26 protein-coding genes, 2 pseudogenes and 2 riboswitches are annotated in these 25,408 nt (G+C 65.1%); of the genes and pseudogenes, 12 read left to right on the forward strand and 16 right to left on the reverse strand.

Annotation, left to right across the window (positions count from 1 at the left end):
• Positions 1 to 305: 305 nt before the first annotated feature.
• The 3 genes from VF329_01650 to VF329_01660 form a co-directional block, all read right to left on the reverse strand.
• Positions 306 to 836: a cell wall hydrolase gene (locus VF329_01650; GenBank protein ID HEX7079703.1), complete on the reverse strand. Its 531-nt coding sequence runs from the start codon at positions 834 to 836 to the stop codon at positions 306 to 308.
• Between the two features lie 74 nt (positions 837 to 910).
• Positions 911 to 1,579: a VWA domain-containing protein gene (locus VF329_01655; GenBank protein HEX7079704.1), complete on the reverse strand. Its 669-nt coding sequence runs from the start codon at positions 1,577 to 1,579 to the stop codon at positions 911 to 913.
• On the reverse strand, positions 1,576 to 3,021 hold the full coding sequence (locus tag VF329_01660) for a hypothetical protein (GenBank protein ID HEX7079705.1): 1,446 nt from the start codon (positions 3,019 to 3,021) through the stop codon (positions 1,576 to 1,578). The genes VF329_01655 and VF329_01660 overlap by 4 nt, the downstream gene beginning before the upstream one ends.
• A gap of 79 nt (positions 3,022 to 3,100) precedes the next feature.
• A riboswitch (cyclic di-GMP riboswitch) is annotated at positions 3,101 to 3,183 on the reverse strand.
• A gap of 274 nt (positions 3,184 to 3,457) precedes the next feature.
• Positions 3,458 to 3,563, forward strand: a riboswitch (cyclic di-GMP riboswitch).
• A 3-nt stretch (positions 3,564 to 3,566) separates the two neighbouring features.
• Here VF329_01660 and VF329_01665 point away from each other — a divergent pair.
• Positions 3,567 to 4,244 (forward strand): hypothetical protein, encoded by a 678-nt coding sequence (locus VF329_01665; GenBank protein ID HEX7079706.1) that lies wholly within the window; start codon positions 3,567 to 3,569, stop codon positions 4,242 to 4,244.
• Here VF329_01665 and VF329_01670 read toward each other — a convergent pair.
• Together VF329_01670 and VF329_01675 are read right to left on the reverse strand one after the other, a co-directional pair.
• Entirely contained in the window at positions 4,216 to 4,707 is a 492-nt protein-coding gene (locus VF329_01670) for a DUF1772 domain-containing protein (GenBank protein ID HEX7079707.1), read from the reverse strand. The two genes, VF329_01665 and VF329_01670, sit on opposite strands and share 29 nt — an antisense overlap.
• Positions 4,704 to 5,672 (reverse strand): D-alanine--D-alanine ligase, encoded by a 969-nt coding sequence (locus tag VF329_01675; GenBank protein ID HEX7079708.1) that lies wholly within the window; start codon positions 5,670 to 5,672, stop codon positions 4,704 to 4,706. The genes VF329_01670 and VF329_01675 overlap by 4 nt, the downstream gene beginning before the upstream one ends.
• Positions 5,673 to 6,020: 348 nt before the next feature.
• Here VF329_01675 and VF329_01680 point away from each other — a divergent pair, with 348 nt between their 5' ends.
• The 5 genes from VF329_01680 to VF329_01700 all read left to right on the forward strand — a co-directional run bounded on the left by VF329_01680 (position 6,021) and on the right by VF329_01700 (position 12,251).
• Positions 6,021 to 8,942 carry a monovalent cation/H+ antiporter subunit A gene (locus VF329_01680; protein HEX7079709.1) on the forward strand — a complete coding sequence of 974 codons (2,922 nt, stop codon included), beginning with the start codon at positions 6,021 to 6,023 and terminating at the stop codon, positions 8,940 to 8,942.
• Positions 8,942 to 9,286, forward strand: coding sequence for a Na+/H+ antiporter subunit C (locus tag VF329_01685; protein HEX7079710.1), 345 nt, complete (start codon positions 8,942 to 8,944; stop codon positions 9,284 to 9,286). The genes VF329_01680 and VF329_01685 overlap by 1 nt, the downstream gene beginning before the upstream one ends.
• On the forward strand, positions 9,283 to 10,980 hold the full coding sequence (locus VF329_01690) for a monovalent cation/H+ antiporter subunit D (protein HEX7079711.1): 1,698 nt from the start codon (positions 9,283 to 9,285) through the stop codon (positions 10,978 to 10,980). Before VF329_01685 ends, VF329_01690 begins: the two co-directional genes overlap by 4 nt.
• An 8-nt stretch (positions 10,981 to 10,988) precedes the next feature.
• Positions 10,989 to 11,474 carry a Na+/H+ antiporter subunit E gene (locus VF329_01695; protein ID HEX7079712.1) on the forward strand — a complete coding sequence of 162 codons (486 nt, stop codon included), beginning with the start codon at positions 10,989 to 10,991 and terminating at the stop codon, positions 11,472 to 11,474.
• 156 nt (positions 11,475 to 11,630) lie between these two features.
• Positions 11,631 to 12,251, forward strand: coding sequence for a DUF937 domain-containing protein (locus VF329_01700; protein ID HEX7079713.1), 621 nt, complete (start codon positions 11,631 to 11,633; stop codon positions 12,249 to 12,251).
• Here the strand turns inward: VF329_01700 and VF329_01705 are convergent.
• The 6 genes and pseudogenes from VF329_01705 to VF329_01730 form a co-directional block, all read right to left on the reverse strand.
• Entirely contained in the window at positions 12,226 to 13,332 is a 1,107-nt protein-coding gene (locus VF329_01705) for a tetratricopeptide repeat protein (GenBank protein HEX7079714.1), read from the reverse strand. The two genes, VF329_01700 and VF329_01705, sit on opposite strands and share 26 nt — an antisense overlap.
• Complete coding sequence (locus VF329_01710) at positions 13,256 to 14,107, reverse strand: hypothetical protein (protein HEX7079715.1); 852 nt, start codon at positions 14,105 to 14,107, stop codon at positions 13,256 to 13,258. Before VF329_01710 ends, VF329_01705 begins: the two co-directional genes overlap by 77 nt.
• Positions 14,108 to 14,573: 466 nt before the next feature.
• Positions 14,574 to 15,104 carry a dihydrofolate reductase family protein gene (locus VF329_01715; GenBank protein HEX7079716.1) on the reverse strand — a complete coding sequence of 177 codons (531 nt, stop codon included), beginning with the start codon at positions 15,102 to 15,104 and terminating at the stop codon, positions 14,574 to 14,576.
• Positions 15,105 to 15,298: 194 nt separating this feature from the next.
• Positions 15,299 to 15,729 (reverse strand): annotated as a pseudogene (locus tag VF329_01720) (RidA family protein).
• Positions 15,726 to 16,085: a hypothetical protein gene (locus VF329_01725; protein HEX7079717.1), complete on the reverse strand. Its 360-nt coding sequence runs from the start codon at positions 16,083 to 16,085 to the stop codon at positions 15,726 to 15,728. Before VF329_01725 ends, VF329_01720 begins: the two are co-directional and overlap by 4 nt.
• 248 nt (positions 16,086 to 16,333) lie before the next feature.
• Entirely contained in the window at positions 16,334 to 16,987 is a 654-nt protein-coding gene (locus VF329_01730) for a glutathione S-transferase family protein (GenBank protein HEX7079718.1), read from the reverse strand.
• A 492-nt stretch (positions 16,988 to 17,479) separates the two neighbouring features.
• On the opposite strand from VF329_01730, the gene VF329_01735 reads away from it, so the two are divergent.
• Positions 17,480 to 17,845, forward strand: coding sequence for a hypothetical protein (locus VF329_01735; protein ID HEX7079719.1), 366 nt, complete (start codon positions 17,480 to 17,482; stop codon positions 17,843 to 17,845).
• Between the two features lie 8 nt (positions 17,846 to 17,853).
• Positions 17,854 to 18,069, forward strand: a complete 216-nt coding sequence (locus VF329_01740) for a DUF4926 domain-containing protein (GenBank protein ID HEX7079720.1) — start codon at positions 17,854 to 17,856, stop codon at positions 18,067 to 18,069.
• Positions 18,070 to 18,162: 93 nt separating this feature from the next.
• Here VF329_01740 and VF329_01745 read toward each other — a convergent pair whose 3' ends face one another.
• From VF329_01745 to VF329_01760, 4 genes are all read right to left on the reverse strand, one after another.
• Positions 18,163 to 18,756, reverse strand: coding sequence for a hypothetical protein (locus VF329_01745; protein HEX7079721.1), 594 nt, complete (start codon positions 18,754 to 18,756; stop codon positions 18,163 to 18,165).
• 146 nt (positions 18,757 to 18,902) lie between these two features.
• Positions 18,903 to 19,607, reverse strand: a complete 705-nt coding sequence (locus VF329_01750; protein HEX7079722.1) for a hypothetical protein — start codon at positions 19,605 to 19,607, stop codon at positions 18,903 to 18,905.
• Positions 19,608 to 19,685: 78 nt separating this feature from the next.
• Entirely contained in the window at positions 19,686 to 20,345 is a 660-nt protein-coding gene (locus tag VF329_01755) for a hypothetical protein (GenBank protein ID HEX7079723.1), read from the reverse strand.
• Between the two features lie 207 nt (positions 20,346 to 20,552).
• Positions 20,553 to 20,858 (reverse strand): hypothetical protein, encoded by a 306-nt coding sequence (locus VF329_01760; protein ID HEX7079724.1) that lies wholly within the window; start codon positions 20,856 to 20,858, stop codon positions 20,553 to 20,555.
• A 224-nt stretch (positions 20,859 to 21,082) separates the two neighbouring features.
• Here VF329_01760 and VF329_01765 point away from each other — a divergent pair, with 224 nt between their 5' ends.
• From VF329_01765 to mnhG, 4 genes and pseudogenes are all read left to right on the forward strand, one after another.
• Complete coding sequence (locus tag VF329_01765) at positions 21,083 to 23,068, forward strand: amidase (protein HEX7079725.1); 1,986 nt, start codon at positions 21,083 to 21,085, stop codon at positions 23,066 to 23,068.
• A 181-nt stretch (positions 23,069 to 23,249) separates the two neighbouring features.
• A pseudogene (gene aqpZ / locus VF329_01770) lies at positions 23,250 to 23,945 on the forward strand (aquaporin Z).
• A 110-nt stretch (positions 23,946 to 24,055) separates the two neighbouring features.
• Positions 24,056 to 24,337 (forward strand): K+/H+ antiporter subunit F, encoded by a 282-nt coding sequence (locus tag VF329_01775; protein HEX7079726.1) that lies wholly within the window; start codon positions 24,056 to 24,058, stop codon positions 24,335 to 24,337.
• Positions 24,334 to 24,717: a monovalent cation/H(+) antiporter subunit G gene (mnhG, locus tag VF329_01780; GenBank protein ID HEX7079727.1), complete on the forward strand. Its 384-nt coding sequence runs from the start codon at positions 24,334 to 24,336 to the stop codon at positions 24,715 to 24,717. Before VF329_01775 ends, mnhG begins: the two co-directional genes overlap by 4 nt.
• 8 nt (positions 24,718 to 24,725) lie before the next feature.
• On the opposite strand, the gene VF329_01785 is transcribed toward mnhG, so the two are convergent.
• A complete protein-coding gene (locus VF329_01785) occupies positions 24,726 to 25,370 on the reverse strand; it encodes a CHRD domain-containing protein (protein ID HEX7079728.1) in 645 nt (214 codons plus the stop codon).
• Between the last annotated feature and the right edge of the window lie 38 nt (positions 25,371 to 25,408).

Genomic DNA, 25,408 nt, shown 5'->3' on the forward strand with positions numbered 1-25,408 from the left:
CCTTTGCGCGGCCGTGTCGGTCGCCGCACCGCCGTGCGTCGATTCGCGAAGGCGTTCGGTGGTGCGGGAGACGCCGCATGCGCCGGCGGCGCGCTCGGCATTTGGATCATGAATCGGATTCCCCCGGCGTGGATGCGAGGCTGTGCCTCGCGCGCCCAGCCGGGGCTAGGAGCGTGCGAGGAGTTCGCCTGCGTGCTGCAAGAAACGCCGAGCTTCGATAATCGCGTGCATGGTCGATTTCATGCTGGCCGAGGGTCGCATATTTGTCAAATCGGGGCTCGGATCGTCGATTTCAACGGTCGATTTCAACGGTAGAACACGTGGCGGCCGATCCTCGCGACGCGTTCCTTGGTCCGCGCCCAGGTCGGCTCGACGCGCGTCGCGTGGTAATAGAGCGCGCCGTCGAGCGCCGGGGGCCGCTCGTTGTCATAGACCTCCTCGGCCACGCGAAGTGCGCGATCCCAGGCCGGGCCGACGGGTGCCGGGAGCGGCTGAAGCTCCGTCCACGAGAACGCACCGACGAAGCGGTCCCGCAGCGGGTCCCATCGCCGCTCGTGCACGACCTCGCAGACCGTGTCCGGAAACTGCGGCGAAGCGACGCGGTTCATCGTGACCTCCGCAACTCCGTACTGGCCCGAAAGCGGCTCGCCGCGGGCCTCGTAATAAACGTTCTCGGCGAGGCAGACGAGCTCGGCACGCCGGTGACGCTCGGCCCGTATGCGCTCGTAGTCGCCATGGGCGAGGTAGATCAGCCCGCCGAGCAGCACGAGCGGCAGCGGCAGCAGCGAGAAAAAGAGGAAATTCCCCTTCTCCCAGCCGTGCCAGCGCAGAAGCAAACGGTATCGCCAATCGGCGATCCTCGACGGGCGCCCGACGCCCTTTCGGGGCCGGCGCGGGCGCGCGGCCCGGCTCAAGTGTCGAAAAGGCCTTCCAGCCGATCGAGGTCGTTGATCACCCGCCAGGTCCCGCCTTCGGCCTCGACGCGCTCCCGCCATTCCTCGAGGCGCCCGAGGTAGTTGCGCGGGTCGAGATTGTCGGTACGCAGCTTCGTGACGTTCAGCGCGATGACCTCGAAGCCGTCGAGAGGCACGGTGATGTCTCGGACGTAGCCTTCATCGAGGTCCTCCTCGAGATCGGAGAAGATCAGCACCGTCTTGCGGGCGGGCTCCTTCTCGTTCAGCCACTCGACGGCCTGAAGCAGCCCGCCGGTGATGTCGGTGTGCTGCGCGGGCTCCACGTGATCCAGAAAGTCGGCGACGGTCTGCGAGAACTTCCGCTTCTGCATGTTCGCCGTGCTCGGCCGATCGTCGAACGTCACCTTCGCGATGATGTCCTTCTCGCTGAAGCTGCCGGTGTCGATCCTCGCGACCGCGAACGAATCGTTCGCGTCGAGGCGCGACAGCGTGTAATTGATGATCTGCTCGGCCTTGTCGAGCTCCTCCCGATAGGTGCCGGACGTGTCGAGAAGGAGATACACGCCCGTGCCCCGGGAACCGGAGGACGGCGCGCACGCGGCGGTAGCGACCGCCGCGGCCGCTGCGAGCGCGAGCGTCGCGCCGCGAACCGCCGGGCCGTTCATGACGCGATCTCCGCATACTGGTCGGCAACGCGGTCCGCGGCCGTGCGCTGCGCCGCATCCCGTTTCCGGTACGCCGACTCGATCCAAAGCGGCATGAAGATCGGGATGTCGTACAGCCTCACGAGCGCGTTGCCCGCGTGCAGGAAAAGGTTCCCGAGCAGCCGCAGCACGAGGTGCACGGTCCTGAGAAGGCCGATGCCGCAGAGCCCGAGAACGGTGCGCAACGAGTGCACGAACGTCTCGAGCGGAATCGCGACGAACACGAGCGCGAACGGCAGCGTGAAGCCCATGCCCATCTGCGCGGCCGTCGTGATCCAGACGTAGTCGCTCTGCGCGATCGGCTCGCCGCCGCGCAGGAGCTCCGCCGTCGCGAGCTCGTCCTGCATCAGGATCTCGCGCATGTAGGCGAGCCCCGCCTCGACGGACGCGAGCAGCAGCAGAATCACGAAAGTGACTGCGACCATGCGCACGCGCAACTTGTCCGGCAGAGCGCCGATCACCGGGAAGAGCCGCGTGATCCGCAGCGATTCCATCAGGAACAGCCCCATCGAGATCTCGACCATGATGATCACGAGCGCCGCGATCTCCGCCGTGCGGAATCCGCCGATGAAGACCGTGCCGCCGACCATCTCGGCCATCGGCCTCGCGATCAAGGAGAAGTTGATCGCCGCGCCGCCGACGGCGACGGAAAGCACGAGCGCCGACACGAAGAACTGCACGAGCGACGACGAGGAAAGCACCTGCAACGCACGCTCGGTGCCCTGCACGATCTCCCGGTACTCGTCGATGTGGCGGTCGATCGAGCGCGAACGGTCGAGCAGGCTCTCGACGTTCTTGTTCACGCGGTGCAGGGTCTGCTGGATGCGCCGCCAATGCGGCATCATCCGGCGCAAGAGCTCGTGCCGCTCGCGGCTCGCGTTGCGGTACTCGGCGAGCGCCTTGTCCTGCGCTTTGATCAGGGACTCGTGGATGTCGGCGAGAACCTCCGCCACGGCGCCGTCCTTGCGCGCGTCGATCTTCGCGATCGCGTCCACCGCCTTCACCCATCCGGGCGGGTCGGGCGGCACGTCGACGGCTTGCTGATGGTCTTCCTCGATTCGCGCGATCGATTCGCTCAGCGTGCGCTGGAGCGCGGGGTATCCGGAGAGATCGCGATGCACGCTGTCCGCGACGCGGTCGAACTCGCGCTCGATGATGCGCTCCTTCGCCTCGCGGCCGGCGGCGAGCAGCACCTCGCGGTTGCGCTCGGAGAGCCGCTGCTCGGCGGCATGAAACGACTGCGCGGCGAGGCGCAGCACGTCGTGCATCGCCTGACAGACGGTGATGATGACTTTGTGCGCGGACGCTCTCGCGAGATACAGCACCCCTGCCGCGAGGACGAGCCAAAGCACGGCGGACACGGCGGGATACGGCGTGATCGCGAGGAGATTGTCGAGAGTCATGACGATTCTCCGTTGGCGCGCCCCAGGCCCGGGAAACACGCTCGACGGAGGGGTGGGGGTACGGTCCCACGACCGCCGTACCGGCAACCCCGCTGTCGTAGGTTTCCCCTTAGACCGGTGGCTTTGCGACCCCTTCTTGCGAAAGGTGTGCCTTTTTCAGTCGCCGCGAAGCATCTCTCCGGCCCGGTCGAGTGTCAATCAACCACGGCGCAAATCGGCCTCGGCACTGCCCCTCGGCCCAAGGCCGCGGCTCGTTATGTGAACTGCAGGTGCGGTCGGTCGTAATTGGTGTCTGACACCTTTTTCTCGTTATTGGCGTTATTGGTGTCTGACACCTTTTTTTCTATTCGTGTCTGACACCTTTTTGCGCGCGGTGCGCATTCCGTTAAATGCTGGCTTGAACGGCGAGCCCGAGCCGCGCAGACTCGTGGGCTGCCGCAAACGAGGGCAAACCCGCCGAAAGGCGGGGACGCAAAGCTTCCGGTCTAAAGGCGCGCGCGAGCCGCAGCTCGAACCGCGCTCACGACAGCGGGGTTGCCGGTGCGATGGACGCGATTCCTCAGCCTCCCGATCTCTTCGTCGCGATCGAAGCCGCAAAGCCCCTTACGCTCGCCGATCTCGGCCCGCTTCTGCTCATGCTCTTCTTCCTGCCCGGCGATTGGCTGATCTGGGCCGCGCTGACTCACGCGCCGGCCGTCGCCCGCTTCCTCGAGCTCGCTCCGCAGAGCTACGGCGGCCTCTTGTCCGGGTTCGTCTCGGCCTGCGCATGGATCGCGCTCCTCATCGGCACGTCGATGACTTACACGGCGATCCGCGATTTCGACGAGGCATTGACCCGGCGCATCGTGAACCTCTACCAGGACGCGTGCCGGCGCGCGCGGATCGCTGCGGCGCTGACGGCTTACCGTTGGCGGCGTTTACGCGGCAGCCTGGAAGCGCGGCAGACGCCGCAGCTCTCGGAAGAGCTCGTGCTCACCGACGAGGAAATACGCGTGCTCCGCGCTCACGCGAAAGTCGGGCCCGGATATGCGCTCGCCGTCGGCGAGCTCGCCGCCGCGCTCGGCGCCCGCACGTACGAGGTGCAGCGCACGCTCGAAAGGCTGACGCGGCTGAACCTGCTACGTTCCACGATCGGCGGGCTCGACGGGCAGAACGCGTACCATCTGACGCCGGCCGGCAGAGCCTTTCTCGTATTCAGGCAGATGGCGCCGAAGGATGCGTAACTCCTCCGGATTCCTCCCGGCGCACGAGCAGAGACAGCGTCAGCAGAACGAGCGCGGCCAGATACAAGACCGCTCCGACCGCGTGCGAGTATTCCCATTGTTGCCGGAGCGCCTCCCAGCCGTCCGGCAGCATCGTCCAGTTCAGCGTCTGCTGATTCGCCGGGAACGTGAACGAAAAGAAAACGGCGAGGCTGCCGGCGACGCAGATCGCCGCCGCGAGCGTCAGTCGAAACTCCGACCGCGCGCCCCGCAGCCGAAAGGCGAGGATCGACGTGGAGAGCAATGCGCCGATCACGGCGATGCCGAGCAGCGCCCAGCCGCGGTAAATCTGCTGCACGGTGAGGTAGGCGTCGCGCGGCAAGCCGATCTTGTTCGGCAGCGCGAACAAGTGGGCGAGACCGGCCGACATCGAGATCGCGACGAGCAGGATGCTGACGAAGCGAAGGACGTTCGTGAGCGTCACGATCCGCCTCCACTCCCCTCCGCCCTTCTCGACCAGGCCCGCTCGACCAGGATCCTTACGAGCGCGTCGAACGACACGCCGGCGGCCTGAGCGGCCTCCGGATACAGGCTGGTCGGCGTCATGCCCGGCAATGTGTTGACCTCGAGCACGATCGGCTCGCCATGCTCGGGCACGACGAAATCGACCCGCGACAAATCCCGGCAGCCGAGCGCCGCATGCGCGAGCTGGGCGAGCGCCTGCGTGCGGGCGTACTGCGCCGCCGGCAGCTCGGCCGGGAGCACGTGCTCGCTGAAGCCGGGCGTGTAGCGGTGCTCGTAGTCGTACCACGATCCTTGCGGCGTACGAATCTCCGTGACCGGCAGCGCCTCGACGACGTCGCGCTCCAGGATGCCTACGGTGATCTCCCTCCCGGCAATTCGCTCCTCGACGAGCACCGGGTCGCCGTACGCGAGCGCGTCGGCGAGTGCCTTCGCGAGCTCTTGGGGGTCCTGCGGGAACGCGACGCCGAGCGCCGACCCTTGCCGAGTGGGTTTCACCACGACGCGCGGCCCCAACTGCTTGATCGCGCGCGCGGCCGCCCGGGCGAGATCCTCGCCGGGAAACACGATGACGTCGCGAGCGACGGGCAAGCCGCGGTCACGAAAGAGATGCTTCGCGACGCGCTTGTCCATCGCGCACGCGCTCGCATGTACGCCGCTTCCGACGTAAGGCAGCCGGGCGACCTCCAGGAACCCCTGAAACGTGCCGTCCTCGCCGGGAGGACCGTGCAGCACCGGGAACACCACGTCGGCGCCGCTCGCGACGACCGACTCGACGATGCGCTCGTCGAATTCGAGCACGACGACCCGGGAGAACGTGGCCCGCAGCGCGTCGGCGACGCCGCGGCCCGACACGCGCGACACGTCCGCCTCCGCGGAAGGGCCGCCGCAGACGACGGCGATCTTCAGATCGTCGAGCGGGGTCATTGCCGAATGCCGAGCCGAGCGACGGCCTTGCCGGCGGTCTCGATGATTCCGCTGCCGGGAGCGGGAACGAATGCGGTCGTCGCCATGGCGTACAAGGTAATGCTTTCTCCCGGAATCAGCCAACTCGGTTGACGGTGCGCCGCTTGCGGCCCGGGCGGCGGCAAGGGAGCTGCGGACATTGCCCGGGCAGCGCCCCCGCGTCCCGCCGGGAGCGCCTTCGGCTCATCGTACAATGGGACGTCCCCTCCACGGACGGGCGAGGCACCGCCGTCGGCGGGCCGCAAATCACCGCGTGGGATTCTCCAGGTCGATGTTCGAGCTGAATCACGCGCCGCAGGGCGTTCTCACATGCTGCTCACGCTGATCGCCGCGCTGCCTTTCCTCGGCTGCGCTGCGGCGGCGCTCCTGCCGGCCAAAGCCCGCAACGCCGCGGCGTGGCTCGCGGGCGCGGTCGCGATCGCCTGCACGGTGCTCGTCGCGGGCCTCTACCCGGAGGTCACGAGCGGAGGCGTCGTGCGTACGGTCGTGCCCTGGCTCCCGCAGCTCGGGCTCGACCTCCACTTCCGAATGGACGGCTTCGCGTGGCTGTTCGCGCTGCTCGTCTCGCTGATGGGCGCGCTCGTCGTGCTGTACGCGCGCTACTACATGTCGCCGGAGGACCCGGTCCCGCGCTTCTTCTCGTTCCTGCTCGCGTTCATGGGCGCGATGCTCGGCATCGTGCTCTCTGGGAATCTGATCCAGCTCGTCGTGTTCTGGGAGCTGACGAGCCTTACCTCGTTCATGCTGATCGCCTACTGGTACCACCTGCCGGATGCCCGGCGTGCGGCCAGGATGTCGCTGATCGTGACGGTCGGAGGCGGGCTTTGCCTGCTGCTCGGCGTGCTGATGCTCGGCGAGATCGTGGGCAGCTATGCATTGGACGACGTGCTGACCGCCGGCGATGCGATCCGCGCGCATCCGTGGTACGACGCGGTGATCGTCCTCGTCGCGCTCGGCGTGCTGACGAAGAGCGCGCAGTTCCCGTTTCATTTCTGGCTGCCGCAGGCGATGACGGCGCCGACTCCGGTGTCGGCGTACCTCCACTCGGCGACGATGGTGAAGGCGGGCGTATTCCTGCTCGCCCGGCTTTGGCCCGCGCTCTACGGCACCGAGCTCTGGTTCTGGCTGATCTCGGGCGCAGGCGCGGCATCGCTCCTGATCGGCGCGTTCTCCGCGACGTTCCAGCGCGACACGAAGGGCGTGCTCGCGTACTCGACGATCAGCCATCTCGGCCTGATCACGATGCTGCTCGGCATGAACAGCGAGCTCGCGCTCGTCGCGGCCGTCTTCCACATGATGAACCATGCGACGTTCAAGGCATCGTTGTTCATGGGTGCCGGCATCGTGCAGCACGAGACGGGCACGCGCGACATGAAGCGGCTCGGGGGCCTCGCACACTCGATGCCGCTCACGGCTACGGTCGCGACGGTCGCGGCCGCGGCCATGGCCGGCGTCCCGCTGCTGAACGGGTTCTTATCGAAGGAGATGTTCTTCGAGGAATCGATCGTCGTCGGCGGTGCCACCGGGCTTCGCTTCACGCTTCCGGCGCTCGCGACCATGGCCGGCATCTTCAGCGTCGCCTATTCCGTGCGCTTCATCCATCAAGTGTTCTTCGGGCGCGGCGCCGCGGATCTGCCGCGCCCGGCGCACGAGCCGACGCGCGGAATGTTGTTGCCGAGCGCGCTCCTGGTCCTCGCGTGCCTGCTGGTCGGCATGCTTCCCGCGCGAACGATCGGTCCGATCCTCGAGACCGCGATGCTGTCTATCCTCGCCGGCAACTTGCCGGAGTACCGGCTCGTGGTCTGGCAGGGCTTCACGCCTCCGCTCCTGATGAGCGCCATCGCGCTCGTCGGCGGCACCGGCTTTTATCTGCTGCTCCACCGCCGCGGGCGCACGATGCAGCCGACGCCGCTGCTCTCCCGCTTGAACGCGAAACGCATGTTCGACGTGGCGAACGTCGTCGCCTTGCGCGGCGCCGCGCGCCTTGCGCACCTTTTCTTCACGCGGCGCCTTCAGTCGCAGCTCCTCGCGATCGTCGCGATCGCGCTCGTCGCCGGCGTCTCGGCGTTCGGGGCTGCGGGCTGGTCCGCGGGCGGCGGCCACTCGGCATTCGATCCGCGGTTCGCGCTGCTCTGGCTCGGCGGCGGCGCGTGCGCGGTCGGCGCCGCGCTTCAGGCGAAATTTCATCGGCTCGCGGCGCTGATCATGCTCGGCGTCACGGGCCTCGTTACGAGCCTGACTTTCGCCTGGTTCTCCGCCCCGGATCTCGCGCTGACGCAGGTGACCGTCGAGGTGGTGACGATCGTGCTGCTGCTGCTCGGGCTGCGTTGGCTGCCGCGCCGAATCGCGTTCGACGACCCCCGCCGGCGGACGCTTCGCGCGCGCGGGCGGCGAGCCCGCGACGCGCTTCTCGCGATAGCGGCCGGCGCCGGCGCTGCCGCGCTCGCGTTCGCCGTGTTGACCCGGCCCGGGCTGTCTCCGCTTCCGGCCTACTACATCAACAATGCTTTCGACGCCGCTGACGGCCGCAACGTCGTGAACGTGCTCCTCGTCGACTTCCGCGGCTTCGACACGCTCGGCGAGATCACCGTGGTCGCGATCGTCGCGCTGATCGTGTACGCGCTGCTGAGGCGCTTCCGTCCGGCGGCCGAAAGCGTCGATCTCCCGCGTGCGCAGCGCGCCGATCCCGCCCCGTCGACGGATGCACTCACGGACCCGCTGCCGCGGGGCTACATGAAGATTCCGGCCGTGCTCGTCCGCCTGCTCGGGCCGATCGCCGGGCTCGTATCGGTGTACTTCCTGCTGCGCGGTCACGACGCGCCGGGCGGCGGCTTCGTCGGCGGGATCATCATGGCGACGGCCGTGATCACACAGTACATGGTCGGGGGCACGATGTGGGTCGAATCGCGTCTGCGGATCCATCCGCAGCTTTGGATCGCGCTCGGGCTCCTCGCGGCCGGTGCGGCCGGCATCGCCGGATGGTTCGCATCGCAGCCTTTCCTGACGTCGCTCGCCGTCGATCTGCACGTGCCCGTGATCGGCGACGTGCATCTGTCGAGCGTGCTGCTGTTCGATCTCGGCGTCTACATGCTCGTCGTCGGCGCCGTCGTGCTGATGCTCGTCGCGCTGGCGCATCAATCGCTGCGCAGCCCGCGCCGCGCGGAGGCGGCGATCGAGACGGCGCACGACGAGCTCTACGCGGCGAGCGAGAAGAGAGGAGCGGCCGGCTGATGGAAGCGATCTACGCCCTCGCGATCGGCACACTGGTCGCCGCCGGCGTCTGGGCGCTGCTTCGGCCGCGTACGTTCCAGGTCGTCGTCGGGCTGTCGCTGCTCTCGTACGCGACGAATCTCTTCATCTTCGGCATGGGGCGCCTCGGCGAGAACCGGCCGCCGATCCTCCCCCCGGACGGGGGCGCCAGCCCCACGCTCTACGCCGATCCGTTGCCGCAGGCCCTCGTGCTGACGGCGATCGTCATCGGCTTCGCGACGACCGCACTGTTCCTCGTCGTGCTCCTCGCGCTCCGCGGCCTCTCCGGCACGGATCACGTCGACGGGCGGGAGCCGGACCGATGAACGTCATCGCGCCGCATCTGCCGATCCTGCCGATCGTCCTGCCGCTGCTCGCGGCCGGCGCGCTGCTCTTGGTGTCGGAGTCGCAGCGGACGGTGCGGCGCTCGATCGCGCTCGCGTCGATCGCAGGGCAGCTCGTGACCGCGTTGACGCTCCTCTACCTGACCACCGATTCGGTTCCGGAGATCTGGTCGCGTGGCATCGGGGTCTATTCGCTCGGCGCATGGCCTGCGCCTTTCGGCATCGTCCTCGTCGTCGACCGCTTGTCGGCCATGATGCTGGCCCTCGGCGCCATCGTGGCGCTCGCAACGCTCGTTTACTCGATGTCTCACTGGGATCGACCGGGGCAGCCGTTCCACCCGCTGTTTCAGCTCCTGACGATGGGCCTGAACGGCGCGTTCCTGACCGGGGATCTCTTCAACCTGTTCGTGTTCTTCGAGGTGCTCCTCGCCGCCTCCTACGGGCTCGTGCTGCGCGGCGTCGGCACGGTGCGGGTGAGAACCGGCCTCCACTACATCGCCATCAACCTCTTCGCATCGTTCCTGTTCCTGATCGGGGTCGCATTGATCTACGGTACGGCCGGCACATTGAACATGGCGGATCTGCTCGGCCGCGTCCAGGCACTCGAAGCGGACGAGCGCGCGCTGTTCGACGCGGGCGCCTGGATCCTCGGTATCGCATTCCTCACGAAAGCGGGGAGCTGGCCGCTGAACTCGTGGCTGCCGGGCGCGTACTCCGTGTCGATGGCGCCGCTCGCAGCCGGTTTCGCGATGATGACGAAGGTCGGCGTCTATGCGGTGCTGCGGATCGGCACGCTGCTCGGCGAGGACCAAGCCGCTGCCGCGATTCTCGGCGAGATCCTTTACTACACCGGGATCGTGACCCTCGTGTCCGGCACGATCGGCATGCTCGCGACCTTGCATCTCCGTCGTCTCGTCAGCTACTCCGTGATCGTCTCGTCGGGCCTCCTGCTCGCGTCGCTCGGCCTCGGCATCGAGGCGTTGACCGCGCCGGTGCTGTTCTATCTCGCGACGTCGGTCCTGACGACCGCGGCGTTTTTCCTGGTTGCGGGCATGACGGACCGGACGAGGCTCTTCTTCGACGCGGCCGGGGCCGAAGTGCCGAAGGCGCCGCCCGCCTCTTCGCCTGGCGCCGTCCCCGAAACGGGGACTCGCGCGCTGCCGGGCTACATGGGCTTCGGCGTGCACGAGCCCGATCCTTACGGGACCGAGGAAGAAGTCGGCACGCCTATCCCGATCGCGATCGCGTTTCTCGGCTCGATGTTCGTCTGCTGCGTGCTGCTCGTCACCGGCCTGCCGCCGATGCCGAGCTTCATCGCGAAGTTCGCGCTGCTCTCCACCGTGCTCGAGACGGCGCCCGCGGCCGGCGAAGCGGGAGCCGGGTGGGGGCTCGTCGTCGCGATCCTCGTCTCGGGTCTCGTCGGCATCGTCGCGCTGACGCGGATCGGGATCCGGCTCTTTTGGACCGTGACGCAGCGGCGCACGCCCCGGCTGCACGTCCTCGAAGCGTCTCCGGTCGCGTTCCTCGTGTTGCTCTGCCTCGCGCTCGTGGCGGCATCCGGCCCCGTGATGGGCTTTCTCCAAGCCACCGCGCGGTCGCTTCACGACCCGGGCACGTACATTGAGAGCGTGCTGTCGGCGCGATACGCGGACACCGGACGAGGGACACAGCCGTGAAGGACGCGATTCGGCGGCTCCCCCCGGTGCTCACGATCGCGCTCGCCGCGATGTGGCTGCTGCTGAACGAGTCCGCGTCGCCGGGGCAAATCGTCCTCGCCGTCGCCCTCGCCGTCGCGCTCGGATGGGCAAGCACGAACCTTCGACCGCTGCGTCCGCGCCTCCGGCGGCCGTGGGTCGCGGTGCAGCTCGCCGTGATCGTGCTCGCGGATATCGTCCGCTCGAACGTCCACGTCGCCGCGATCGTCCTCGGGCTCGTACGAGCCCGGCGCGTGCGGTCGGGCTTCGTGCACATTCCGCTCGAGCTTCGCGATCCGCATGCGCTTGCAGTACTGGCCGCGATCGTCACGTCCACGCCTGGGACCGTCTGGGCCGACCTCGCGCCGGACGGCAGCCGCCTCACTCTTCACGTGCTCGACCTTCGCGACGAGAACGCCTGGATCCAGTGGATCAAGCACCGCTACGAGCGGCCGCTGATGAGGATCTTCGAATGAACGCCGTCCTCGCCGCGGAGCGATCGTCGTAGTAGGTAGCGCTCCCCTGTCGCACGTCGCGCCCGGCGGCGTACGCTCGTGGCTACACACACCTTTCCGCGCGGTCGCGTCGGCCTCGTCTTGGACGACGCAAGCGCGCTCTGCGAGGGAATCCCGATGCAAATCACCGACGTCCTGGCCCAGATGGGCGGTCTCCAGTCCATCGCACGCGAGCTCGGCATCACCGAGGAGCAGGCGGCACGCGGGACCAGCGCGCTCGCCCCGGCCGTGCTCGGCGGATTCAAGAAGCAGGCGCAGTCCCAGCCTTCGGGCCTCGAAGGTTTAGGCGGCATCCTCGGCCGCCTCGGCGGCGGCGAGTTGCTCGATGACGTGCTGGCGCCGAAATCGACGAACGTGAATCGCGGTAACAACGTGCTCGGGCAGATCTTCGGCTCGAAGGATGTCAGCCGCGCAGTCGCGCAAAACGCGTCGTCGCAGACCGGGTTGAGCCCGGACCTGCTGAAGAGAATGCTGCCGATGATCGCGATGATGGTGGCCGGCTACATGGCGAAGCAGGCGGGCGGAAGCGCCGCACGCCGAGGCTCGACCCGCGGCGGATTGGTCGGCCTCCTCAGCAGCTTCCTCGGCGGCAGTCGCCGTTCAGGCGCGCTCGGCGCGCCGTCGCGCCGCACGCGCGCGGGTGCCGAACCGGGAGCCGGCGGCTTCGCATCGATGCTCGACATGGACGGCGACGGCAACCCGCTAGACGACATCATGCGCACGGTAGGCAAGCGCTGAGACAGGCGGGCGGCAGCGACGCGCAGGGCGTCGATTCCTTACGCCCGGCGTTCGGGGATCCCTGCCCGGACGAGCGCGGCAAGCAACGGCGCTCTCGTCGCCTCCTCCCGCTGCGGAAAGCTGCGCTGCAATATTTGCACGCTGTAGCCCGGATGACGCTCGAGCACCCAGCGCGCGTTGCGCCTGGCGTCGTCGGAGCGGCCAGCAAGCTCCAGGCACGCGGCAGCAATCGCATAGATGTGGAAATGGGCGTTCGCTTCCTGAGTCGCCCGCATCGCCCACGCCGCCGCCTCGTCGTAGCGCCCCCCTGGTTCGCCAACGAAATCGCGCGGCTCGATTTCATCGCGAACAATAGAGGGTCGAAAGGGCTCAAGCGCTCGGCCACGTCCAGCGCTCGCAGCGACTCGTCGTCGATTCCTGCATGAACGCCGATGAAGCCCTTGGCGTAGTACGCCTGCGCGTAGTTGGGATTGATCGCGAGCGCCCGCTCGACGGCATTCAACGCCTGATCATGCTCCCTCGACAAGAAGAATGCCCGGCCGAGCGCCCAGTGCGCCATCGCATCGCCGGTACCGAAAGCCACGCTCCGTCGACCGGCTTCGAGCGCCTTGTCGATCTCGCTCTCGACGTCGTCGACTCCTCGCAAGAACGCCCGCGAGAAATGCGAGAAAGAAAGCCCCGCGTATGCGCGAGAGAAGCGCGGATCATGGGAGATGGCGCGCCGGAAGAGCTCGTGCGCCGCTTCGTTGTCCTTGTCCGTGAAACGAAAGCAGTGCCAGAGCCCTCTATGAAAGCACTCCCAGGCCGTCAGGCTGCTCGGCGGCTTCAACAACGCCCGCTGCATCTCGGCCCGCTCGATCATGGGCTCGATCGGCGCGAGGACCGAGCCCGTGATGTCGTCCTGGACCTCGAACAGATCGTCCAGCGAGCGGTCGAAATGGTTCGACCATATTTCCGTGCCGCTCATCGCATCGAGCAACGAAACGGTTACTCGCGCACGCTTGTCACTGCGCTGCGTGGAGCCCGTGATCAAGTAGCGAACGCCGAGCATTCGGCCGATTTGCTCCGGCGCGAGCCGCATTGCGCTGACCTTGGCTGCCGACTCCCTGGTGGTCCGGCGGAGGAGAGCCGCGGGTCAGTCTGTGCCACGCGAGGAGCAAATCCCGCTCCGGCTGCTTTTCGGCTCGATAGCGCGCGCGGACCTTCTCGAAGGCTTGCCGAGCTTCGTTCAACCCGACCTTCTCGACGACGACGGCGAGGTAATCGGCGTTGGCCGCGTCGTCCAACGGCTCCAACGCGACCCGCTTGGCCGCCAACCGAAGTCGGGTGACCAACGGAAGCGAGCGATCCCCCACGAGCCTTTGCAGGAGCTTGGAATGCAGCTCGCGCAGCGCGGCGCGTTCGGTCTCGATCCACAGCTGAAATTGCACGCTGCCGAGGCCGTCGAGGCCCTTGAGACAGCCGTCCTCGAATTGCGTCTCGAGCTCCAACAGCGCGTCGGCGCCGGCCTCATCGAGGCCTGTCGCAAGCCGTTGCCGAAGCTCGGGAAGATCGACGGCAACGAGCTCGCGGTCGATGGAAACCGTATCGCGATCCGCTCGCAGACCGCAGGCGTCGCCGGCCCTCAGCAGCGTCCGCAGTCTCGACACGCTCCACCGCAGCGCGGCGCGCGGATCGTTCGGCACGTCCCAGAGGAGCTCGCAAAGGTCCTCGCGGCGACGCACCCGATCGTGCGCCGCCAAGAACGCGAGCAAGCCGCGGGTCTTGCGCGAGCGCGGCAGCACGGCCGGAGCTCCGCCGCGGACCACGCGCAGCTCGCCGAGCAACTGAATATGGATCGGTTTGGGCGCGTCCATCGGCCGACGTCCGGAGTCGGCGTCCTCCGCATTGCCACGCACTTTTCGACGCTGCTTCAAACGCTCGCTCAAACCCCCAAGGCCCAAGCTTACACCCGTAGCGACGCGCTACTCGGCCGGAAGCCGGGAACCCGATAAAATTTCAGCGCAACCTGGATATCGGTGACGGAAATCGTCGGAACCGCCCGACCGTACTTTATGCGAGAGACTTCAGATTCCTGAGTTGACATAGACTGCTCCAAGACTCGATCAGAGCCCCCTGCTTTTGGCGACGTAGATCGACAGCACCTGCTACCGTTGAGCGGAGCGGTGTCCGCAGTGCCATATCGGCTCGCCCGCTCGTTCGGCGTCATCGCCCGGCCTTGTCTCGTAGTCTCTCTGCGACCGCTTTGCGCTGGAGCCGTGTTGAAAATCGCACCGAACGTCTGATGATCATGGCGCCTGACGGAGTGCATCGCTCGCAAGACTAAGCAGGAACGTAGGTCAACCTGATCACGTCCTCGTCAATCCGATCATGAGCCACGAGACGGAGGGGCGGCCGCGGTCCGGCGAAATATGGCTTGCCGTGACCAAGCACGACGGGATGCAGATAGATCCGATACTCATCGATCAAGCCAAGTTCGGTGAGACTTTGAGCCAAGACGGGTCCGGCAACTTCGATCTCCCCTTCGCGCTCGGCCTTCAGCCGGCGAATGACACCCTCGAGACCACCCTGAACAAGGGTGGCATTGGGACCGACCGAGTGAAATGAGCGTGAGACGACCCATTTCGGCTGGTTCCGCCACGCCGCAGCGAACGCCTGTTCCTCTGCATCCCACTCAGGATGATCGTCGTCCCAGTAACGCATGACCTCGTACATCTTCCGACCGTACACGCTGCCCGCCTGCCTCCGAGCCTCTTCGATGAAGTGGCGGAAAAGCGTGCGGCTTGGCCCGAACGCCATATGATCGACGTAGCCGTCCAGAGACTGGTTCATTCCGAACACGAGTCTAGCCATAGTCACTTCCTTTGCTTGCAAGCTCCTCGCGCGGCGCGGAACGCTCGAGCACCTTCCTGACGGGCCGCCTCAGGGCGCGTGGTAGCGCCCCCACTCGATCTGCTACCAAAAAGCGGATCGGTTCTGCGCTGGTGAACACACCCGCCGCGAAGAGAAGACGAGCGAGCCGCCCGACATACGGGTGCACCGAAGGATCAGCTCGCACCTTGCTCGTCGGCGGCAACGCAATCTGCCTCAAGCTCAACCAGCCAGCCAGGATTGATGAAACTGACGACCTGAACGAACGTGCATGCCGGGCGTATCCTCCCGAACACCTCTCCGTGTGCACGCGCGGCCTCTTCCAGCGAGCGATGTCCGTAAGCATGACCCGTGTGCGGATGACCGACTCTGCGGTGAGGCCCGTTTCCGCGATTGCTTGGAGAATAATGTCGAGACAGCGCCTGGTCTGTCCGTAGACGCTTCCCGGCGAGGCAACGCCGCCATCAGGCGCAATGGGCGCAGTGCCCGCAACGGCGACGAATGGGCCCATCCGAACGGCGCGAGAGAAGCCGATTTGGGGCTCGTGAGGCGACCCAGAAGATACGAGCTTCCGCCGCAGCGCCTTGTTAGGATGCGTCGCCTTCATCTCAGAAGACGAATCAAAACGCCTGCCAATATCATGCCGATTCCGGCAAAGAGCGGTATGTCCGTGTACCGCAGCATCCGCTCGTCTGCAAGGCGTCCCCGCAAAGCCGGCTCAACAATGCGCTCTATCTCCTGCTCGTCTTCCAAGCCACGAACTGACAGTAAGACTCGCAACAGATTGAAACTGAATACCGAGATATTCGTGCCCAAGAAAAGAACGGCGCCCCAAAAAATAATCAGCGCGGGCTTGAGAAAGGCCGGAGCATTCTGAACGGGGTCATAAAAGAGGAAATGAGCGGTCGCAGACACCAGGCCGCCCGCAAGCACTGCGATGAGTCTGGTAGTTTTCGTGGTCATTGTTAATCGCGCCCGAAGCGGTGACAAGTATCTCGACTACTTCGATGCCACTCGAAGAATCGGTACCCAGTTATGCCCCCTCACTGCGTCTCCACGCTTGGCAGGAGGGCTGCAGCCAAACCTTCGATTTCTCCATTTAGCTCGCGGCGTCGCGGCGACGCCGTATCACAGTCCGCCGCAAGGCGTGTTATATAGCGTCACTGTTTTGGTGCCAATGACCCCTTTCCGCCAGAAGCGAACGTCACCAATCAGCCCATCGCTGGCTTTCGCTTGTTGAACGCCAGTTGGGCAGCGAACGCTCGCTGATAGGCAGGCCGCGCTTCGCCGCGAGCGACGTAGGCGGCCAAGGTCGGGAACTCGTCCAGAATGCCGGACGGCTTCAGCCGAAGCAGGACAGACACCATGATCAAGTCGCCGGCGCTGAATGCACCGTCGAGCCAGTCGGCACTGCCGAGGCGAGTCGAAAGTGCGTTGAGCCGGTCGCGGACACGATCCTCGACGAGCGGCAGGCGTTCCTTGCTCCAGGGTTTATCTCGTTCCAGAATTTTGGCGTTTGCAAGCTCGAGGATCGGCGGCTCCACCGTATTGAGCGCGGCAAACATCCATGCGACTGCGCGGGCCCGTGCATTGGCATCGCCCGGCAGCAGGACCTCATGGCGCTGAGCGATATGTAGGACTATTGCCCCTGTCTCAAACAACGTGAGATCGCCTTCTTCGTAGGTCGGAATCTGGCCGAACGGGTGGAGCGCCAGGTGCGCGGGCTCCTTCATCGCGCGAAACGACACCGGGCGGACCTCGTAGTCTTGCTCAGCCTCTTCGAGCGCCCAGCGCACACGGGTGTCGCGCGCGAGTCCCATGCCGCCATCGGGTGACCGCTCGAAGGCGGTAATGGTGACCTTCATCGTGAGGCTCCTTGGCTATTTGTGCCTTAGGATGGACGCGTCTATAGGCCTGCCCGGCATTCCAACCTGCACCGTTCATTCGTGACGAGAACAGAGCCGTGTTAACCGGAATTGTGCTATCGGGATTCGAATAACCACCCAGGAAAGCGTTGGCGAACACAGCACGAGCGTAATCGCGACTATTAACAGCTGCGCCGTCGTCAGCAGAAATGGCTTCATCCGCAAGCCTGACAATGAACGACGACTCGGAAGGAAGGGTTGCCTCCTGGGCGCTACCTCCGCCTGCAACTACGCAGCAACCGATGACGAACCATGCGATTCGCGAAACCATGGCGGCTAACGCTCCGGTTGAGCGGCCGCCCGCCACCGTTTCATGCGCGGCGCGAGCGCGCATAATCTCGTGGCGTGCTCGCGCCGCGCACTCGCCGACAATGTCGCGGTCCGCTCCAACCGGTTGTTCGGCGCCCACTGCCGGCGCGAAGCGGAGGCATCATGCGATTGCACCGCTATGGTAACCTTGCATCCATGAAGCTGCCGGCTGGCGACAAGGCGATCGTCGATCGAGAGAAGCTTGGCGGCTACTGCCTTAATCCCAGTCACCCTCGAGGAAAGCACAAGGCACGCGTTTTCGCCGTTGTTCTGGGTTTCACTAAAGAGCATGCCGAAAAGCTCCGGGAAGCGCTCCTTACTGCAGCGGCCACCGAAGAGGCGACGCCGGCTCACAACGACCGCTTCGGGGCGCGTTACATTATTGATTTTGCGATAGCGGGCCCGAACGGCACGGCAACCTTGCGGAGCACCTGGATAATACGGCAAGGTGAAGCTGTACCTCGGCTCACTAGCTGCTATGTAAAGTAGAGAAAGCCATGGACCGCCAACCGCGCCTATTGGATGTCGTAGCTCTGCTAACCGATATTCCGGAGCATGGGCTCGTCCGCGGACAAGTCGGCACTGTCGTTGAACTCCTGTCCGGCGCATATGAAGTGGAGTTCTCAGACGACGAAGGCCGGACATATGCCCAGTTAGCGCTCGAGCCACAGCAGCTCCTCGTATTGCATCACCGACCGCAGCGCGCCGCGTAAGCGCAGCTCGCCTATGGGCGCGCGCGGCGCGACTATGACGCCAAACGCTCTTTGTCCGTCTGCATCGCGTTGTTAGGCGTCACTCGGTAATCCTCAGGGACTCGCATCTCTAAGTTTCCTTCTGATCATCATGCATAGTTTCGATGTGCGAATAGAAGGGACGAGATGCTCTTCACTGTGCTGCAAGCGCTGAAGAACCTCGCGAGGGAGAGCCTCGTCGATCCAGCGGTTCCAAATCTCAACGAATTCCAGAAGCGGCGCGTAGAAGCTGCGAGTTTCCACTTCAGCTAACCAGTATTGATCCCGAAAGAGGTCAACCATCCTCCGGTAGGCCGGAAGCAAGTCCTCATGCAGCTTTGTATTATCGTACTCAATAATACGTGTGAACTCAGGACTGCGTTCTTTCGTCATCTGCTGTCGCTTCTCGATATCGAGTTGTTCATTTTCTGCGCAAAGCGCCCGCCAGGCCTGGTTGGCCTCGTTCTGGATACGCAATCTCAGCTCACTGTGCGTCTTTATCTCGTTCCGAAGGCCAAGCATAGGAGAATAGAAGCGACTCAGCTGCTTCTCCAGGAATGCTAGCTTGTGCTGATTGCGCTCACGTCGAGAGGCTAACCACGCACCAATCGCAACTCCCGAAAGCGCGGAGAGGACAGGCACGATGACGGTGACTATCCACTGCAGCATCTCGAATCGCTTCTACGCGGTGGCCGCGGCCTTTGGGTGACGCCTAACGTTCCGGATGAGCGGCGCGCTGCCCACGTCTCTGAAATGGCACTTTATCCATACCCGCGTCCGCTCGATCCGGTTGTTAGCCGTCACCGTCCAACAGGTCACTCTGCCGCGCCCTGAACGAGTTCCAGCGCGTCTCTATAGAGGAACGGAACCCAATACTCAGGCGCCTCTCGCGAACCACGGCGTTCGAAGAATCCAACCGAGACGAGGTCGTTGGCTCGCCCATGAGCTTCAATGGGGCTTATACCCCAAATCTTGGCCAAAGTTTCCGGGCGTTGTAGCGTTCTTTCATCTCGCAGCAGTTCGATATGCTCACGCAATTCCGGATACTCTGCGTACAGTGTCTGATTCAGCCGCACCTCCGAAACCTCCGGCAATGCCGGCTTAAACGCTGCCCTCGCGAACAGCGCCTCGCCTTCCGGGTCAGGCTCGCCCAGCTCGTATCGTCGCATCTGTTGTGTGCGGAGCGACCCCAGGAAGTCGATGAGCTCTCTGGGGGCATTGATCTGCGTGCCGTCTCGGGTCCGGCTAAGCAGCCAGTCGAGCGTAGATGGCTTGTTTGGGCCGACATCCACTTGATCGGGAAACATTCGAAAAAAGAAGTGCTCCTGAGACTCTGTGGACGCAAGCACTGCGTCCTTTGCGATTTCATAGTGGACAGCGACCGCTTCATTGTGCAGGGCTCGACGCACGATTAGGTTGAGTAGCGACGAGCGGTCCCATGAGATCGTAACGTGACGAGTAATGTGACTAGCTTCGCGAAAGCCTTGCTGAGTAATGCGATTCCAGATATCTGTACGCAAGGAATACCTTCACATGTAGATACTGGAAATTTAGTAGATCGAGATACACACGGAACAACGCGCGGAGGGCATTCTGTTCTAGCTCAGCGCTCTCAACGCGGATTGCACGCGACCTTGCAACGTCTGCTTAGTCTTTGCCAGGCCTTCACGTGCTAGGACTTCTTTCAGGTGCTTGGCAGATTCACCAACGATGCCATACTCGTCGAAACATGAGGCCAATAGAGATAAGGAATATAGTTTCCAGAGGTTGATGAACTCTGCCTCCGTAGCTGGTGGATCCGTAGTTAAGTCGCGAAACGCTGGCGTCCCCCGTGGATTCTCCGCTGGTACGAGAATGATATCGCGATCGAATAGATCGTTCGTACGAGCAACGAGCAAGGAGTATAGCGCGCTCTTGCCAGAGCCCTTCGGGCCATAAATTACGTCGATATCTCCGGCGAATACCCGTCGCCAATTGTCTGTCTCGACGAAGTATGCAGCGAGCGCTTCGCCTTCCTCCTCGGCCACACGTTGACCGAAGTCGATTGCCGCTAATGTGTCACGTTTCGACATGCGTCTACGTCCAAGTAGGATCGCGGCTAACAGTTGAATGGACGGAATCGCCAAGTCGCGCGATAGCCAGATGCACTTTTTCGCGTTCTTGGCGCGATTCCGTCCATTTCCCGCGAGCACGATACTCCCGTTGCACACTGCTGCGAGGGTCGAGAATTTGCGGTCGACAAGACTAGATTCTGCCATGCGCACATCGGCGGAAAGCAGAGCCGCCGCGGATCCCCAACCGTGGGCTCGCTTCGTGGCCGCCCTGCATGAGCAGGAATCAAGCCGCAGTTCGACCGCTGGTACGCCCGGAGCGGTTGCAACGCACGCCCAGCCCGTACCGAGTCCGACATGACGGTGGTTCTAACCTCGGCGTGATCAGTGGGCTCCCTTCCGCAGAGCTGAGCGTCACTGGGCCGTGAACGAGACCGTCCGCTCGCCGTTGATGTGCACCTCGTACGTGCGGCCGGACTCGAAGTCGCCGCCGAGCGCCGCTGTATTGCGTGCCGTGCCGTAGATCATCGTGCACACGACGTCATCGGATACCGGCACACTGTTCCAAACCATCACTTCGATCGAGTCGCCCTCGCGCGCTACGTCTAGGCGGCTGAACCGCGCGCAGCCGCTCGGCAGACCGGAGACGATCTCGAGGGCGTACTGCGGCGGGAACGATTCGCGAACCAGGATGTCCGCGCCGTCGATCGGTGCGAGCACTTCCTTGCGTGCCGTGGAAATCGACTGCGAACGTGCGCCTGTGCATGCCGCGAGCAGCAGCAATCCAAAGGAGAATATCAATGCGATGACGATATTGCGCATGCGGGCGATGAGGCTTGCGACGCGATTGGCGGCCGGAACCCATTCTAGGCGACCTCGAACGCACCGAAAGCATTCTTGAAAGAACACCAGCTAGAATGGCCGAAAACGAACGGAGACTTCAAATGGCCGCCCGAGCCTCTGTATCCACGCCCCGAAGGCGCGCCCTCGCAAACGCCCACCTCCTCGTCGCCGCCCTCTCGCTCCTCGCCGCCGCGTCGCGAGTCGCCGGCCAAACGTCCGAGGCGTTCCAGGTCGAGGAAGCCACGATCGCGGATATCCAAAGCGCGCTGCTCGACGGCCGCATCACGACCGTCGGGCTCGTCGAAGCCTACCTGCGCCGCATCAAAGCCTACAACGGCACGTGTGTGAACGAGCCGCAGGGGCGGCTCGGGCCGATCACGACGATACCGCACGCCGGTCGGATCAACGCGCTGTCCACGCTCAACCTGCGTCCCGCCGCACTTGCGGAGTGGGGCTTCGACCCCCGCAAGGCGCGTACGTTGACCGACCCGGCCGACGACGATCCGCGCATGCCGGACGCGCTCGAGGTTGCGGCCGAGCAGGACGCCCGGCTCGCGGAAACGGGCGAGCTCGTAGGTCCGCTGCACGGCGTGATCATGGCAGTGAAGGACCAGTACGACACGTTCGATCTGCGCACGACTTCCGGCGCGGACGTGCAGTATGCGGACGACCGCCCGCCCGACGACGCGACCGTCGTCGCGCGCCTCCGCGCGGCCGGCGCCATCATCCTCGCGAAGTCCAACATGGCCGAATATGCCGTGGACGGCGCGCGCAGCTCCTTCGGCGGCACGTTCTGCAACCCGTACGACACGGAAAGGGAGCCGGGCATGTCGAGCGCGGGATCGGCGACCGCCGTGGCCGCCAATCTCGTGACCTGCGCGATCGGCGAGGAGACGGTCGTCTCGATCCGGTGGCCCGCGGCGGTCAACAGTCTCGTCGGGCTTGCGCCAACGCAAGAGCTCGTGAGCCGCGACGGGATGATCGGAGCAGGTCTCGTCATGCGCACGGGCCCGATCTGCCGGATGGTGCAGGATGCGGCCCGCGTGCTCGACGTCATCGCGGGTTATGACCCGAAGGACGAGATGACGGTCCATAGCGTCGGCCGCGAGCCGGTCGACCCATACGCGAGCTTTGCGTTGCCGGGACGCCTCGACGGACTGCGCATCGGCGTCGTTCGAGAATACATGCAGACGGAGCTGTTCTCGAAAGCCGACGAAGAGAGCATCGAGCTCGTCGAGCGTGCCATCGACGACTTGCGCGGACTTGGCGCGACGATCGTCGATCCCGGTCCTCGCGGCGCGCTGTTCCAGGACTGCATAAACCGCTACGTTCCGGAGCTGCTCACGTCCGCGTTCATACGCCGCTATCCGGAGCTCTTTCCGTACGACGCCGACGGGCAGCCGGCGACGGACCACATCGCGGCGCTGCTCGACATGCATTTCGATCCGCAACGCGTGCCGCCGCTCTCGCTCCGCGACCTCGGTGACTTCGCGCCCGGCTTCGGCGTCCCCGGAGAAGGCCGGTACATGATCGATCGATACTTGCGCGAGCGCGGCGACGCGAACATCGAGAGCAACGCCGACCTGATCGCGAAGGCGACGTTCTACGACGACCCGAATTTCCCGGATCGCCGGCGGGCACGCGAGAACGCCCAACGCGCGCGGACTATCGACACTTCCCTCCGGCTGCAAAACCGCTTCGCGTTCCGTACGATGATTCTCCAGTGCATGCAGCAGCAGCGGCTCGACGTCCTCGTCGCGCCGACCGCGAGCGTGCCTCCGCGCAAACTCACTGCCCCGCGCGAGCCGATGGTGAACGGCCGCTCGCCTGTCGGCTGGTCGTTCATCGGTCAGCAGGGATTTCCGGCAATGACCGTTCCCGCGGGCTTCACGACAGAGGTGTGGGACCGCGTGCGCACAGCGGACGGTACACGGCTCGTAGGTCCGGTTGCGGCAAGCCTCCCGGTCGGCGTCGACTTCATCGCGCGCCCGTTCGACGAGGCAGTGCTGTTTCGCGTGGGCGCGGCATACGAGGCGGCGACGCACCATCGCCGGCCGCCGCCGGAGTTCGGGGCGGTGGCAGAGTGAATCCGGCCGCCTGACCGTCGTGCGGGCCGCCGGCAAACGGCGTTGCCGATAGTCGCAGCTCAGCCTAACCGGAGACGACCGAGAGAGCTTCATCCCTGGACGGCGCGTCGGCAGGACGCCTACATTATCGTACACGGGACGATCCAGGCCCGGGCGGAGAACAAAAACAAGGAGATCTCCAATGTTCGCCAAGCTATCCGCGGAGCTCGTCGGCACTTTTTGGCTCGTTCTCGGAGGATGTGGCAGCGCCGTGCTCGCGGCGACGTTTCCCGAAGTCGGCATCGGTTTTGCAGGAGTTGCCCTCGCTTTCGGCCTCACTGTTCTCACGGGCGCCTATGCGCTCGGTCCGGTGTCCGGGGCGCATTTCAACCCCGCGGTCTCCGTCGGCCTCTGGGCAGGCGGCCGCTTCCCGGGCGCGCACGTGCTGCCGTACGTCGCGGCTCAGGTCGCGGGCGGCATCTTGGGTGCAGGGGTGCTCTATATCATCGCGAGCGGGGCGGCCGGCTTCACGGTCGCCGACGGATTCGCCGCCAACGGCTACGCAGAGCACTCGCCGGGCGGCTATTCGATGGTCGCCGCTGCCGTGTCCGAGCTTGTCATGACGTTCATGTTCCTGGTCGTGATCCTCGGCGCCACGCACAAGCGAGCTCCCGTAGGCTTCGCCGGCATCGCGATCGGACTTGCTCTCACGCTGATCCATCTGATCAGCATTCCGGTCACGAATACGTCGGTGAATCCCGCGCGCAGCACGGGGCCCGCGCTCTTCGTCGGCGATTGGGCGTTGCAGCAACTCTGGATGTTCTGGATCATGCCGATCATCGGCGCCGTGATCGCCGGGTTCGCTTACCGCGCCTTGCTCGAAGGCGAGCGCGCGGAGCCTCCGATCACCGGCGGGAGCCGAGTCCGTCGCGCTGACCGAAGTTGGACGTCCGAAAACGCCTGCCGCATGACGCGTGCGGCGATCTCCGGACTGACGAGGATCTTCGAATGAACGCCGTCTTCGACTACGCCGCTTGGCTGGCATCGCTCTGCTTCGCGCTCGCGATGCTGCTCGCGCTCGTCCGGCTCTTCCTCGGGCCGGCGGCCCAGGACCGTATCCTTGCGCTGGATACGTTTTATCTCAACGGGATGTTGACCTTGCTGATGCTCGGCATCCGCACGCGGTCGACGGTCTACTTCGACATCGCGCTGCTGATCGCGCTGTTCGGCTTCGTCAGCACGATTGCGCTCGCGAAGTTCCTGCTGCGCGGCGAGGTCGTCGAGCCGTGACGAATGGCGATCTTCCGCTCTGGGTCACGGTGCCGGGCACACTGCTGCTCGTCGCGGGCGGCCTGCTCGTGCTCGTCGGCGCGATCGGCCTGGTCCGTCTGCGCACCTTCTACGCACGAATGCATCCGCCGACGATGGGCACGACCCTCGGCGCCGGGTGCGTGCTCATCACGTCGATGCTGGTCTCGTCGGCGCTCGCCGGCCGGCCGATGCTGCGCGAGCTCTTGATCACCATTCTCGTCGTAATGAGTGCTCCGGCGTCGGCGATGCTGCTGATGCGCGCAGGGATCTATCGCAGCGGTCTGCGCTTCGACGAGCAACCGCGCACGACGGCGTCGCCGATCGATGCCGACCGCCCCGACGAGACGCGAGGCGCGTAGAAAGCGCGTTACAGGTCGTCGTCCGGATCGTCCAGGTCGTCGTCATCCTCCGGATCGATCTGCCCGCGAATCTCGCCGGCCGGGAAGCCCGTGGTATGCACGTTCGCGTACGCCGCTTCCGCGCGCATGGCCGCGACGAGCTCCTCGAACTCGCCCTCGTCGAGCCCTTGGTCCGCCGGTCCGATGACTTGGGCCGCCATGATCGTGCCGGTGATCTCGGCGGTGCCTTCCGGACACGTCTGCGTGTCCGGCGGTCCGTTCTCCAGGTTCGTGCACAGGAACACGCTGATGCCGCCGTTCGTGTGCACTTGCCCGACGTGGATATGCGCCTGCTCGACGTTCTCCAGGCCTTCGTAGGTCAGCGTGTACGTGATCATGCTGGCCGCCTCGTCGAGCTCGGCGCTGAACTCGCCCTGCCCCGCCGAGGAGATCGACGGCACTTCCTGAATTCCTCTGAGCAGGGCGACGAAAGACGTGGCGGTCGCATCGTCGTCGTCGATGAGGCCCTGCTGAGAGTCGCCGCCCACGATGCCGCCGTCGACATCGTCACCATAGATGTCGTCGCCGTAGTCGTAGTCCTGAGCCGAGGCCGCGAAAGCCAGAGAGCCGGAGAAGAGCAGCAGCAACACACGGTGGGTCTGCCATCGTTCCATCGGAGCACCTCCTGCCGGATTGGAATGAGACGCCGCGC

The sequence above is a fragment of the Gammaproteobacteria bacterium genome, from assembly GCA_036381015.1.
GTDB lineage: Bacteria > Pseudomonadota > Gammaproteobacteria > Steroidobacterales > Rariloculaceae > ZC4RG20.

What these genes read in the sequence shown, in the direction of transcription:
- VF329_01660 (HEX7079705.1), bottom strand. Translation starts at nt 3,021, where the DNA reads ATGACTCTCGACAATCTCCTCGCGATCACGCCGTATCCCGCCGTGTCC.
- VF329_01700 (HEX7079713.1), top strand. Translation starts at nt 11,631, where the DNA reads ATGCAAATCACCGACGTCCTGGCCCAGATGGGCGGTCTCCAGTCCATC.
- VF329_01775 (HEX7079726.1), top strand. Translation starts at nt 24,056, where the DNA reads ATGAACGCCGTCTTCGACTACGCCGCTTGGCTGGCATCGCTCTGCTTC.
- VF329_01675 (HEX7079708.1), bottom strand. Translation starts at nt 5,672, where the DNA reads ATGACCCCGCTCGACGATCTGAAGATCGCCGTCGTCTGCGGCGGCCCT.
- VF329_01655 (HEX7079704.1), bottom strand. Translation starts at nt 1,579, where the DNA reads ATGAACGGCCCGGCGGTTCGCGGCGCGACGCTCGCGCTCGCAGCGGCC.
- VF329_01690 (HEX7079711.1), top strand. Translation starts at nt 9,283, where the DNA reads ATGAACGTCATCGCGCCGCATCTGCCGATCCTGCCGATCGTCCTGCCG.
- VF329_01725 (HEX7079717.1), bottom strand. Translation starts at nt 16,085, where the DNA reads ATGACCACGAAAACTACCAGACTCATCGCAGTGCTTGCGGGCGGCCTG.
- VF329_01680 (HEX7079709.1), top strand. Translation starts at nt 6,021, where the DNA reads ATGCTGCTCACGCTGATCGCCGCGCTGCCTTTCCTCGGCTGCGCTGCG.
- VF329_01705 (HEX7079714.1), bottom strand. Translation starts at nt 13,332, where the DNA reads ATGCGGCTCGCGCCGGAGCAAATCGGCCGAATGCTCGGCGTTCGCTAC.
- VF329_01665 (HEX7079706.1), top strand. Translation starts at nt 3,567, where the DNA reads ATGGACGCGATTCCTCAGCCTCCCGATCTCTTCGTCGCGATCGAAGCC.
- VF329_01755 (HEX7079723.1), bottom strand. Translation starts at nt 20,345, where the DNA reads ATGGCAGAATCTAGTCTTGTCGACCGCAAATTCTCGACCCTCGCAGCA.
- VF329_01730 (HEX7079718.1), bottom strand. Translation starts at nt 16,987, where the DNA reads ATGAAGGTCACCATTACCGCCTTCGAGCGGTCACCCGATGGCGGCATG.
- VF329_01765 (HEX7079725.1), top strand. Translation starts at nt 21,083, where the DNA reads ATGGCCGCCCGAGCCTCTGTATCCACGCCCCGAAGGCGCGCCCTCGCA.
- VF329_01785 (HEX7079728.1), bottom strand. Translation starts at nt 25,370, where the DNA reads ATGGAACGATGGCAGACCCACCGTGTGTTGCTGCTGCTCTTCTCCGGC.
- VF329_01685 (HEX7079710.1), top strand. Translation starts at nt 8,942, where the DNA reads ATGGAAGCGATCTACGCCCTCGCGATCGGCACACTGGTCGCCGCCGGC.
- VF329_01735 (HEX7079719.1), top strand. Translation starts at nt 17,480, where the DNA reads ATGCGATTGCACCGCTATGGTAACCTTGCATCCATGAAGCTGCCGGCT.
- VF329_01710 (HEX7079715.1), bottom strand. Translation starts at nt 14,107, where the DNA reads ATGGACGCGCCCAAACCGATCCATATTCAGTTGCTCGGCGAGCTGCGC.
- VF329_01745 (HEX7079721.1), bottom strand. Translation starts at nt 18,756, where the DNA reads ATGCTGCAGTGGATAGTCACCGTCATCGTGCCTGTCCTCTCCGCGCTT.
- VF329_01740 (HEX7079720.1), top strand. Translation starts at nt 17,854, where the DNA reads ATGGACCGCCAACCGCGCCTATTGGATGTCGTAGCTCTGCTAACCGAT.
- VF329_01715 (HEX7079716.1), bottom strand. Translation starts at nt 15,104, where the DNA reads ATGGCTAGACTCGTGTTCGGAATGAACCAGTCTCTGGACGGCTACGTC.